Below are 12406 nucleotides of genomic sequence, written 5' to 3'. Positions count from 1 at the left end.
CTTTGCCTTTGCTTCATGCAGCTGTCCTTCATTCTATAATAAGTGGCACTAAAGAAAGCGATCATTCCGTTCCGAAGGAAAGTGCCTCCGAAGCTTCAAACATCATACTCCTTCCCCAAAAAGTGAAGATGAGCTTCGAAGCAATTCCAGGTACTTTTCGGGGACCCCGAAACCAACAGATTCCTTCAATATAGATGGGCCTTCGGATGGTTGGAATACAAAGCCAAAACTCGCCCTGGAAGCATCTTTCTTTCTCCACTCCATGATCTATGAATTCTTTAGTTCAATTTATATATAAATCTTTTATTGCCGACTATGGACATTAACAGGAAGAGAGGCATAAGCTGCCCCTCTTCTGTTTTCATTAAGACTATATGGTGGCGGAAGAAAACCGCAAGTTATTTCCATATCCTTTCACTATAACCGCGTTCCTTGATTCCGTCATTGATTTCTTTAATGATATCGGCTCCGCCGCGTTTTAAATACTCCTCCACCAGAGCATCCCAATCGGAAATCGGACGCTGCCCGGCGATCATCTTCGTCTGCTCGTTCATCATGAAGGTGAGCAGCTCGGCTCCTTTCAGGTTCTCTGTTTCGGAAATAATTCCATAGTTCGGCGGGAAGTAGCGTTTCATTTCGCCATTAATCGCCATCAAATCTTTAGTGACTTGAACCAGCTTCGGCTCGGTATATGCTTTATCAAACTCGGGATCGACATTGCTTGGAATCCAGTTGGTGTTGTCCTGGAAATAAGCGGCCGGATCTATTCCTTCCTCCGGTTTAAGCATGACACGTTTGCCGTTTTCAATGTTATACCCTACGTTCTCTCCCCCATAGAACCAGTCAAAATCCGCATTAGAGGCATTCTGCTCGGAAGAAGGATAGAACGTTCTGGAGAAATCATGCATCTCGAAAATTTTGGCCAGTTTATCCGGATCTTTGGCTAGCTGGGCGCTAAAAGCATTGAAGCGCGCGAAGCCTGTTCCCGCCGTAAAGCCTTGGCTTCCGTCCGGAGCTTCAAATGGCGGAATGACAGCGAATTCGGCATCCGGATAAAGCTGCAGCAAACCTTCCATGTACGCCTGGGACATTCCGCGAGGGGCAACCAGGAAGACTCCGGCTTTTCCTTTATAGAACACATCATTCGTGTCGGCCCAATTCAGTACCGCAAAATCGGACGTGATCGCTTTTTCTTGATGCAGGTCATGCAGGAATTGAACGATTTCCTTGCGTCCCTCCGACATAATTCCGGGGATGTAGTTTCCATCCGCGTCCTGATGATACCAGGTGTTGTATTGCCAGTAAGGTCCCATAGCGAAGTCGGGATTGATGTTTTGCCCGATGGCCAATCCGTAAGTGTCATCCTTGCCATTTTGATCCGGATCGTTCTTGGCGAATGCGATCGCAACCTCTTTCAGCTCTTCATAGCTGGTCGGCATTTCCAGTCCCAGATTGTCCAACCAATCTTTGCGGATCATGAAGGAATTGCCTTCCAGCGGAGCCCAGGACGGAATCCCGTATATTTTGCCATCGATTCTGAACTGATCCCAGACTTCCTTCGGAACCGCTTTGAACGATTCGTACTTGTCGATATATTCGTCCAGCGGGAGGAAGGCCTTTTGCCCGGCCCATTTCTGGAACAAGGCCAGATCATTGGGGCGGAAACCGATCATATCCGGAATATCGCCGCCGGATACGATAGCGGTCAATTTCTCCACAAAGTTCTCCTGGGGAACTTTATCCACCTTATAATCGACGTTGAAGCGTTCATTGAGCTTCTTCTGACCTTCCCCGCTAGCTGGCGGCGGGTTGCCAAAGATATAAGTAATTCCGGTAATTTTATGTTTCTTGTCAACCTGGGTTGCCGGTTCCTTGCCTTCTTCCTTCCCCGCTTCGGAACCTGACCCTGATCCTGAACCGGAGCTGCACGCCGTAACCGTCATCATCAAGGCCAAGGCTAACAGAAATTGTTTATTGCGCTTCATTGTTTAGAACCCCTCCTCATCATCATGCATCCACACTTAAATATAATTCCTTACTATTCCGATTACGATGATGCTTCTATCCTTTGACCGATCCGAGCATCACTCCCTTCGCAAAATGCTTTTGCAGAAACGGATAAACGACGAGAATCGGCAGTGTGGCAAGCAGAATCGCAGCCATCTGAATAGTAACGGGCGGCGGGGGATTCTCCATCAGCATCATCGCTTCCGCCCCAAGCGCGGCCGTCGGCTCATTCACAATAACAATTTGACGCAGAATGACCTGAATCGGCCATTTGGCAGAATCATTCAGGTACAGAATACCGGTGAAATACGTATTCCAATGGGTGACGGCATAGAACAGTCCAAATGCGGCCAAGGATGGTTTGGACAGAGGCAGGATAATGGAGAAAAACACCCGCAGCTCATTAGCGCCGTCGATAAGAGCCGCCTCATTCAATTCATTCGGTATGCTCAGAAAGAATTGTCTAAAAACAATCAGATTAAAAGAGCTTATCGCTGTTGGAATAATTAGCGCCCACAACGAATTAATTAAACCTGTCGCTTTAACGACCAAATAAGTGGGGATCATGCCTGCCGAGAATAAAATCGTAAATACGACCATCATTAGAATGACACGCTGCCCAAGAACATTGCGGGTAAGCGCATAACCCATCGTTGCGGTAAAAAACAGGTTGACGATCGTCCCGACTATGGTGACGTAAGCGGTTACTCCCAGGGAACGAATAAAATTGTTGGACGCAATAATGGTCTGATAAGCATCGCTGACCCATTCTCTTGGCCACAGTATGAAATCTCTTTCGAGCACGTCTTTGAGCGATGAGAACGAAACTGAAAAGATATGCAGGAAAGGAAATAGCATCGATAATCCGATGACAGCCAGCAGAATGATATTGATGCCGTCAACGAGCTTATCGGAAAAGGTACGTTTGATCATCTCTTGAAGCCACCTTTTAATTATCCTAATGTCTTAATATAATCCGTCTTCTCCGAAACGCTTGGCGATCCGGTTCGCCGCCATAACCAGCACTAATCCAACCAGCCCTTTAAACATGCCGACTGCAGTAGCGAAGCTTACATCCCCTTGCTGAATCCCTTTGAAGTAAACATAGGTGTCGAGAACATTGCCTGTTTCCATATTGAACGGGTTCAACATTAAGAAGATCTGCTCAAAGCCCGTGTCCATCACGCTGCCCAACCGCAAAATAAACAGGATGACGATGACGCTGCGAATAGCCGGCAAGGTAACGTGCCAAATTTGTCTCCAACGGCTCGCTCCGTCCATTACAGCCGCTTCATAGAGCTGTGGATTGACTCCCGCCAAGGCCGCCAGAAATATAATCGTGCTCCAGCCCGATTCCTTCCAGATAATCTGGGCAATGATTACGGGCTTGAATAATGCCGGGTCCGTCAAGAAAGGAATTTGCTTCCAATTCAAGGTGTCGACAAGAAATTTATTGATCAACCCTTCTCCGCGCAAGAACACTACAAAAATACCGACCACTACAACCCAGGACAAAAAGTGAGGCAAATAAACCATGGACTGAACGATCCGCTTATAGGTTTCATTGCGCAATTCATTCAGCATCAGCGCCAAAACAATCGAGATGGGAAAAGCCATCAGGATCTGCAATAAAGAAATGTTAATCGTGTTCCATACGACATTAACGACTTCCTTATCTTCAAAGATCCGGATAAAGTTTTTGAAGCCGATCCAATCATTAGACCAGATGCTTGTAAAAGGATTGAAATCCTGAAAGGCGATAATCAGCCCCGCCATCGGCACGTACTTGTAAATAATGAAATACAGAACACCCGGAAGCAGCAAAAAATAAATATATCTTTCCCGCCACATCCTTCGTTTTAAACCTTTCCACCGTCCTGTTTTAAGTTGTCCGGCTCTTTGAGTTTGAACGGCTGTATCCTTCATACAAACAGTCTCCCCTTAATCATTTACATTTTGGATTCGGTCGGCGTCACGGAAATGGCCTGACTGTCAATGATTCACCTCCGCGTATCCGAGATAATTCCATCACGCGCTTGCTTTCTTCCGATCCAAACCAATGCTGACATCTTCCTCGCGGACCTGCTCCATTTTGTATGGATGTTTAGGCATCTTGCTGTGCCTGCTCCATTTTCTATGGATGTCTTGCTGAGGGCCTGTGCTAATTTTCCAGATGTCAGACCGCTTCCGCCGTCTGAAAAGCTGTGACCCCTTCCCCTGTCGATCCTCTTCACAACACAACAAATTAAAGCGCTTTACAATTAGATATAGACAAATAATTTACAGGTACATATAGATAATATATATAGTTGGGAACGGTGTCAATCCATTATTAAAATATAGTTAAGGAATATGGGAAAGGCCCGGCCGAAAAAGCATATAACCCTGTATTGGTGGGCCAACACAGGGTCTGCGAGGGAATTTGGGATTAACTTGTAGACGGTAAAATCAAGAGGAGGAGACGAATGATTCGCTTAAGGAAATTGGCAGAGACTTCTTTCTTTCTCCATCACGGGTGATAAATCTCTCTTGAATAATATTGGCTACAATCGTACCATCGGACGCAGCCTGCCCCCTAAGCCGACAACGGCTTGTGTACATTCTTTCCCGCTCCTTTGCTCATCTGGCGCCAGAGGATAGCGAAGCCGATCATTCCTAATAGAGATATCCCTGCTCCGATACCGTACATCGTTCTTGGCCCGACCGCCGAGAACAGCCACCCGCCGACCACTCCTGCCACAATCCCGGAAACTCCTGCCCAGGTAAGAGCATAGGCTGCTTGTCCGGTCGCTCTGAGTTCTCTCGGAACCATCTGCGCCGTCAATTGAGTTCCGATGTAATAATAGCTGCCGAAGGAAACGCAGTGGAGAATTTGAGTCAACACGATTTGACCTGCCCCGGTTACGGCAGACATTAGAAACCAGCGGATCGCAAACAACAGGCAGACCAGGACCAAGCAGGCGATCATCGTTACCGGATTTCTTTTCAAATATCTGTCCAACAGTAAAAAGACGGGCGCTTCAAATGCGGCAGATAAAAACGCCGACCAGCCGATCATCGATTCCGTCCCGCCCAGCTCTGCAATATAGAGCGAAACAAAGGTGGAATTGATTGAGTTAGGAATCGAAATAAGCACTCCTAACAACAAAAAGGCGATAAAATATTTATTTGCAAAGAGGGCTCTGTAGCCTTTATTAGGAATCTGCCCGATGGCGGTCGCATTCCCTCGGGGCAGTCCGAACGTAAAGGCCAGAGAACAGATAAGCAGAAGGCTGTATACCGGCCCCAGCCTATCGAGGCCAATGCCCTGAAGCAGCCACCCGGCGGCAACCGCGGATACCGCCCAGCCCAAAGAGCCCCATAACCGAAAAGCGCCAAACCGGTAGCTCGTTCCTTCGATAGCATTCAGTATGAGAGAGTTGCTCTGAGAAAATAGAGGGCTCTGAAAGAAAAAGAAGACAATCATCGCAGGCACAAGAATGCCAGATCCGCTCCAATGAAAGACAGCCTGGATAACGATCAGGTTGCCGAGCAGCATGATCACCAGAATTCGCCGTATATTTTGCAATCGATCGCTCCAGTAGCCCCAGAACGGGTTCGCAATAATGGATATGAACGGCCCGCCGGCCATGATCATCCCTATTTGTATCGTCTCCAAGCCCATTTCCTTGAAGTAAAGAGGAAGGAAGGTAAATAAGATGGCAATCGTCGCGTAAATAAAAAAATTAAACATTTTAAGGATGAAAAATTGCCTGGTTTCTCCCGGATGGGCCATCCTGATCCATTCCCTTCATAAGTCATCCCTGGCGCGGATACCACGCGCTCTTGATATCCATAAACGAGCAAAGCTTAAGCGATGGGCAATCTGCTCCAACGTTAAGCTTTCTTGAGAGCTTTCATTATAATCCGTGCTTGCCCGACCTCGATGAGTCTATCTAACAGGCTAACCCTTCCATTGTACGACGTCCCGATAAGGAATCGTGCCGCCAAAGATGTCAAGCGCGCTGCCGATCGTCAAATCAATCCTTCCCTGGCCGAGCTCCTTAACCAAATCCAAGTCCGCAAACTGCGAGACCCCGCCCGCATAAGTCGTTGGAATAGTCACCCAAGCACCGAGCTTCTTCACCAAGTCCGTTTCGATTCCTCGACACAGCCCCTCTACATCGACGGCATGAATCAAAAATTCAGCGCAGTAGGCGGACAGTTCGTCCAAATTTTCCTTAGTAATTTCATAAGACGTAAATTTCTGCCAGCGATCCGTTACTACAAAATAAGTATCCTCCCGTTTGCGGCAGCTTAAATCCAGAACCAGTCTTTCTTTACCCACTATGCTCACAAGCTGGGTCAATCGCTCAAAATCGATTTGCCCGTTCTGAAAGACATAAGAGGTGACAATGACATGACTAGCGCCTGCTTCGATATATTGTTTCGCGTTATCCGCGTTGATTCCGCCGCCTATTTGCAATCCGCCAGGATAAGCTTGCAGTGCGGACAAGGCCGCCTCCTCATTGCCTGGGCCCAGCTTAATGACATGGCCTCCAACCAGACCATCCTTGGCATACAATCGGGCATAGTCGGCCGCGGACATTTCAGCTTCAAAATTAGTTACCAACGATTCACTGCTTCCATCATTCAGACTGGAACCAACGATTTGTTTCACCTTTCCATCGTGAAGATCAATACAAGGTCTAAACTGCATATAGGACATCCTTTCAGTGAAGGTAATAAGTATGAATAAGAGTATGAGCTATAGCTTCCCATACGGAACAAACATTAGACACATACCGTCTGTTAGCGGTGCTATAAGAAAAACTCGCTAATCCCTGCCTAGAATACTGGAGTCCAGGCTATCCCATTCATCATATCAGATTTTGCCGATTTCAGCGAAACTTTAGGAGCGTGTTGAAAAAACGGCGAAGTGCACCTATAAATATTCATCTTCGCCTCTACGATTGTGGGAGAGTCTCTTAAAAACACCGCGATCAGCCTCAAAGCGCGTGCGGCGTCGCATCAAAGCACGCTATAGCATGTAATTAGCGATATCGACTAATCAAAGAAGACGTGCAAAAGTGCACGTCAATTCGCGTGAATCCGGCAAATGTAAGAGAAGACATGCAAAAGTGCATGTCAATCGCCACCAAATCGAAATATTAGCCAAATAGCTAAATTCACCTGCAGATTTGCATTTCATTAGCCGATTTCAACTAGACTTCCCTCAAAGACCTGCACTATCGCACGTTCTTGCAACTGTTCAGTCGAAACCTTTAGATGTTTATTAGGCCACTTATCATTCCATTTCTTCTTATATAGGCAATCGACCGATGAAGTAAAGCTCTTCTACCTTTAAATGGTCGGCCCCTCCATCAAGAATAACTCTTACATCTTCCAGTGTTTCCTGAAGGGAGCACCATTGGCCTTGCTTTTGCGTGAACGGCTCTGCAGTATAAAAAGGCTGGGAAAGATAAGCTTCCAGTCTTTCACCGCGATCGTATAATGCCTGATCTGCCTCGGAAACTTTCCCGGCACTCCCGGATGACAGCAAAGGCCTTAGTTCACGATAACGGCGGAGCAGCTTTCTCGATCGCTGCTGAATGGTCAGATGGGAGGATTCCAGCTGAGCTCCTTCCAATATGACAGATGTGGAAACGATGGGATCAATCGCCGGGTAGAGCTTTCTCGTCGGCAGCTCCATATCGAATCTGATCAAAGTGTCCAAGGGCCCGTAAGGCGCCTCTGCATCCACGGCCTCCCCCCGGTGATCCACTAATAGAATCGTCACGGGTCTGGCACCCGCCTCCTTTAGTTGATCCTGTAAGTGGAATAGCTCGCCGGACAAGACGATGGATCGATCCGCCCCGAGCACTACGTCGCGATCTTCCCTGTATCGCCTAATCTTATTCAGCACTTCGTCAAGCGAAGAGCATACGGCATCCGATTCAGCGGCCACTTCATCAATCCCCGGGCTTTTCTCCCCAGGCATCCAGAACACCGTTGTATAATCCCGTTTACCCACTCGGTTGAAAAGCTCTGCCAGCAGCACCAGCTGACCGGTTCCCGGTCTGGCTACCAGACCGATCGTTCCTCCTCTTACTATGGGGGACAGCAGGTCCAGCACCTTGACACCTGTTTCGATCATTCCCCGATTGGTCTCTCGAATGATTAATTCGTCCAATGTACATCCCGCAAGAGAAGCCAGTGTGGCCAGAGTCCGTACCTCTGCGCGTCCGACAGGGGTTTTGCCCGTACAAAGGTTGGAAACCGTCGCCGGGCGCAAGCCGGCCGCTCGAGCAGCTACCGTTAAGTTGGGGACCCGACGACGGAGAAGCGGAACATTAAGCTGAAGATCATCCATAGATTACATCCCTCTAATCGTATAATATTTTATTGCAGGCTAGCCTTAAAAAATTGTTTGATCCGCTGCCAGGAGTCAGCCGAGGCCTGGGCGTTGGCAGATGCCGTTCCCCCATTCATTGTAAGCTGAGTGCTCGGAATATACGGGTAACGTATCATATGGCCGGCACCCTCATAATGAAGGTGCTCGAAGGCATGGGTGAATCCCTTATCCTTTAATCTATCCGCGATTCTATTGCCATAAAGTTCAGTTGGCCACCAGTGGTCATCCGAGGAAGTGATAATCAAGAGAGAACCCGCTATATTTTCTACTGGAATGGATACTTCATCTAATCGGTCACATTGCTCCAAGGCAGCCCTGTGAATACAATCGATGCGTGTGGCCGTCTTGAAACAGCCTCGGGCTTCCTCGCATTGCTGATTAGTCCATGTTACATACGGCAGAGCCGATCCTTGATAGGACCAGGAGGAATATTTATTAAATTCATTATGACCAGCCGGTTCAAAATGGCCAATGCACATGGTTGAGCTTGGACTGGACGCCGCTACTGCCCGGATCTCCGGATAAGTCGCCCCCAAGATTAGGGAAAGTTCCGCTCCTTTGGAACGCCCAAACACACCTATTTTATCCGGATGAATTTCTTCTCTTTGCCGCAGCCACTGAATCGCTGAATAAAAATATTCGAGAGGGATTTCCTGGAGCCGCTCCGGAAGATGCTCGAACCGGAAATAAGCCAGCGCCAGAGCAGGGAGACCATAAGAAGCGAATAACGCGGCATAATTCATGGCAGGACCCAATCCGCCTTCCCCTCCTCCAAGAACGATAATCCCCGGAGACTGAGCCTGATCAGGTTGGAAAAAGTATTTGCCTATGATGCCGTTATCTCTAACTTCTTCAAGCTGCACATTCGGACAGACGTACTGTCTCCGCAGCCTGGATTCCATCACTATCTTCTTGTCTATCTCCGCCGTTAATATAATTTCTGACGAGGCGGGCTCAAACAATAATTGATCCAGTTTCCGGGTTGTATTATAACGAACCTTGGAAGCCTCCATAGACCAGAATAACCCCATCGGGGCGATACCGCTGTACGTTCCTTCTATCGGCGCTTCTTGATCCAATCTAATTTCACCGCTGCTCCCTGCTATGAATGTGGCATAGGATTCTGCTTCATAGACCGCTCCGGGCATTTCGTTCATTCTGGCACGAATCGTGACATGCCGGCCAGGTTCTACTCCCGTTAATCTAATATCGACTTTTTGATCCACCAGCGCTGTTTCAGGCTCAATAATCCATTTCATTGTCCAAACTCCCCTCTCACTTCACATCATTACTTTATACAGTAATGCATTTTACTCTATAAAGAAATAATTTGTGCAAATTAAAATTAAATAAAGTCTCAAAATCATAACAGTCCATACCTTTGACGGGTATCTTTGGCAGATGGTCCTTGTTTAATGTAATTTCTACAGTTAGTTCGTACTTTGTTCGCTAAATAGCCAGACTAAATGGAAAACCTACCGTTAGAATTGAGGATACAGATGGATTGGCTAGATTTGGCTCGAATTAGCTGTAAGATTTCCAGTTAAATTGCAAAAATCGTCTGATCTGGATTATTTACAGACATAAAATCCAGTTAGTTTAGCTGTATAGGAAGGCAAGCACTGATTTCAAGGTCGAGCCTAAATCAACTTCCTGTATAGGAAAAAACATTTCTCATAATTTGGGAATAATGTCTTTACAACTTAGATCCAGCCATGATATTCTAAAATAGATTCGATACTCAACGTTGACTATACAATCTTGAATTAAAACGGAGGTGAAAGCATGACACGGCTCATGGTGTTAGGTTTATTAACGAAAAATTCGATGTCGGGCTATGAGATGCAGCAGATTTTGCAGCAATCCCAAACCGACACGTGGACGGGCATCCTGCCGGGATCAATCTATCATGCGTTCAAAACAATGGAAAAAGAGGGCTTGGTCGAAATCGAAGCCGTGCAGCAGACCGGTCACCGAACCAAGGCGGTTTATCGCATTACCGATCGCGGACGGGAGGAATTTATCCGTATGCTGGAGGAGGCTTTGCGGCAGTCCTCTGTTACCTTTCCGACCACAACCTATACAGCCGTTACTTTTCTGAACGCCTTGCCGAGAGAAACTATTTTGGAGGCATTGGCTGAGCAGCGCAGAACGATTGAAGAGCAGTATGCCCTTATGAAAGCTGGTGAAAAGAAGAAGGTGACGTATAAGGATTTTACTGAAATTGTCCAGCTATCCTTTCAAAATATGTACGATCATTATGAAATTCAATTAAAGTTTCTATCCCGATTGGAAGAGATTATCCGGGGACATCCCGATTTATTTTCAGAAAGGAGTGCGGCTCCATGATTATAAGTAAAAGTGAAATGCTGCTTCAAGCCGTACAGCTGACGAAAAGCTACGGCTCGCGCACAGTGGTCAATCAAGTTGAACTGCAAGTTTTTGCGGGAGAAATATTGGCCGTTATCGGGCCGAACGGTGCAGGCAAATCTACAACGATCGATATGCTGCTTGGTCTCCGCCGGCCCGATCAGGGGAACGTCGCCTATTGGCGCAAAGATTACTTGGCACATATCGGCGTCCAGTTGCAAACCACCCCCTTCTTCCCCGGCTTAAGCTGCATCGAAAATTTACGTCTGTTTGCAGCATTTTACAAGAAAAAACTCGATGCTGAAAAAGGAAAAAAACTGCTTCGTTTTTGCGGTCTGGAGGAAGTGGCACAGGCGGAAGCTTCCCGTTTGTCCGGGGGGCAGCAGAAGCGTTTGGCTATTGCCATCGCAACTGTTCACGAGCCGGAGCTGGTGTTCCTCGATGAGCCGACTTCGGCACTGGATCCCCGCAGCCGATTGGAAATCCATACGCTCATCCGCAGCTTAGCCGATGCCGGAACCGCGGTCGTGTTTACCTCGCACGATATGGAGGAGGTTCAGAAGCTAGCCCACCGGGTCGCAATGATCCATAACGGTTCCCACATCGCAGGCGGTGTACCCGAACAGCTGTGTGAGCAGCATGGGGTCGGCCATCTCAATGAATTATATTTGAAATTAACAATGGAGGAGGCTACCGTCGCATGTACATGACCGTTTTTCGCTCCATGATCACCACCGCGTTAAGAGATCGCATCTCGCTCTTTTATTCAATCTTATTCCCTATCGCGCTCTTGATCGGACTCGGCATTTATTTCAACTCGCCGGAATACCGCTTTACTCTATTAACAGGGACGGTCTTGCTAAGCACACTCTTCTGGAGCGTCCAGGGAACCGCTTTTCAGGTTCACCAGCAGCGCGGCCGGGGTGTCTACAAGCTGCTGAAGGTCACCCCTTTTCCGACCCTGTCGTTCGTGCTGACGTTAACGTTGGCTCGCACTGTACTAGGCTTAACCATTAGCGGCCTCGTCTTGGCTGTCGGAATGATCATTTACGGCATCCCGATCTCTGGGGCTCGGCTGCTTATTTTGCTGTTCATTCTTGCACTGGGTACGTTAGGGGCTTTTTGTATACGAAAAGCTGTTAATTTCATCCACTAAAAAACGGACATCAAGGATGTCCGCCTAAAGATGGGATCGGATAGCTTCAAAAAGCCGGTCAGAAAGCTCATCTGCTGTCCATTCACCCATGCTTGGGAATAGAGCGTTAAGGCTTACGCCCCCGTCTTCGCGTAAAGCAGCCATTAATTCCACCATCTGCCCGATCGAGAGAAGCGGCAAGCATTCCTTTTTCTCTACTAACAGAGCCCGCCATTTCTTGTCTATCGTCTCTACAAAAAAGGTGCCTCCTGACTGCAGGCTGTCTATGCCCGTAATAACTCCTTCCCTGGACCGGTACAGAACCCGATCTCCGTTATCCGGCTTCCATTGATGTTGTACCTTCCCCTTTTGCACCGCACTCAATTGATTAAGCTGCTCAATCGTTACCCTCTGCTTCATTATCCGCTGACGCCCTCCTTCAACACTGCCCTATTTATTCCTATCTATATGGAATTTTGCAGGCAATAAGACTTCAAGAA

Annotated in this window: 11 protein-coding genes; 3 read left to right on the top strand and 8 right to left on the bottom strand. The window is 47.6% G+C overall.

Translation table 11 applies throughout. From position 1 onward, the window contains the following. Positions 1-398: 398 nt before the first annotated feature. From KJS69_RS04070 to KJS69_RS04040, 7 genes are all read right to left on the bottom strand, one after another. The gene (locus KJS69_RS04070) at positions 399-1985 is read right to left on the bottom strand and encodes an extracellular solute-binding protein (RefSeq protein WP_249730339.1); all 1587 of its coding nucleotides are present in this window, start codon (positions 1983-1985) and stop codon (positions 399-401) included. Positions 1986-2061: 76 nt separating this feature from the next. Continuing rightward, positions 2062-2940, bottom strand: coding sequence for a carbohydrate ABC transporter permease (locus KJS69_RS04065; RefSeq protein WP_213581732.1), 879 nt, complete (start codon positions 2938-2940; stop codon positions 2062-2064). Between the two features lie 33 nt (positions 2941-2973). Beyond that, positions 2974-3933 carry an ABC transporter permease gene (locus KJS69_RS04060; RefSeq protein WP_213581730.1) on the bottom strand — a complete coding sequence of 320 codons (960 nt, stop codon included), beginning with the start codon at positions 3931-3933 and terminating at the stop codon, positions 2974-2976. Positions 3934-4582: 649 nt separating this feature from the next. Then, on the bottom strand, positions 4583-5782 hold the full coding sequence (locus KJS69_RS04055; RefSeq protein ID WP_213581728.1) for an MFS transporter: 1200 nt from the start codon (positions 5780-5782) through the stop codon (positions 4583-4585). Between the two features lie 168 nt (positions 5783-5950). Next, positions 5951-6706 (bottom strand): phosphoribosylformimino-5-aminoimidazole carboxamide ribotide isomerase, encoded by a 756-nt coding sequence (gene hisA / locus KJS69_RS04050; protein ID WP_213581726.1) that lies wholly within the window; start codon positions 6704-6706, stop codon positions 5951-5953. A gap of 603 nt (positions 6707-7309) precedes the next feature. Next, on the bottom strand, positions 7310-8359 hold the full coding sequence (locus KJS69_RS04045) for a P-loop NTPase family protein (RefSeq protein WP_213581724.1): 1050 nt from the start codon (positions 8357-8359) through the stop codon (positions 7310-7312). A 29-nt stretch (positions 8360-8388) separates the two neighbouring features. Beyond that, complete coding sequence (locus tag KJS69_RS04040; RefSeq protein ID WP_213581722.1) at positions 8389-9660, bottom strand: acyl-CoA thioesterase/bile acid-CoA:amino acid N-acyltransferase family protein; 1272 nt, start codon at positions 9658-9660, stop codon at positions 8389-8391. Positions 9661-10186: 526 nt separating this feature from the next. Between KJS69_RS04040 and KJS69_RS04035 the strand changes: the two genes are divergently transcribed. The 3 genes from KJS69_RS04035 to KJS69_RS04025 are packed head-to-tail and all read left to right on the top strand — an operon-like array spanning position 10187 to position 11927. Continuing rightward, a complete protein-coding gene (locus KJS69_RS04035; protein ID WP_213581720.1) occupies positions 10187-10750 on the top strand; it encodes a helix-turn-helix transcriptional regulator in 564 nt (187 codons plus the stop codon). Next, positions 10747-11481: an ABC transporter ATP-binding protein gene (locus KJS69_RS04030; RefSeq protein ID WP_213581718.1), complete on the top strand. Its 735-nt coding sequence runs from the start codon at positions 10747-10749 to the stop codon at positions 11479-11481. The genes KJS69_RS04035 and KJS69_RS04030 overlap by 4 nt, the downstream gene beginning before the upstream one ends. Continuing rightward, the gene (locus tag KJS69_RS04025) at positions 11472-11927 is read left to right on the top strand and encodes an ABC transporter permease (protein ID WP_213581716.1); all 456 of its coding nucleotides are present in this window, start codon (positions 11472-11474) and stop codon (positions 11925-11927) included. The genes KJS69_RS04030 and KJS69_RS04025 overlap by 10 nt, the downstream gene beginning before the upstream one ends. Before the next feature lie 24 nt (positions 11928-11951). Here the strand turns inward: KJS69_RS04025 and KJS69_RS04020 are convergent, their stop codons facing one another. After that, complete coding sequence (locus KJS69_RS04020; protein ID WP_213581714.1) at positions 11952-12326, bottom strand: hypothetical protein; 375 nt, start codon at positions 12324-12326, stop codon at positions 11952-11954. Between the last annotated feature and the right edge of the window lie 80 nt (positions 12327-12406).

The organism is Paenibacillus sp. J2TS4 (assembly GCF_018403245.1).
Taxonomy (GTDB): Bacteria; Bacillota; Bacilli; order Paenibacillales; family NBRC-103111; genus Paenibacillus_L.
This window is presented reverse-complemented; position numbering and strand designations above follow the sequence as displayed.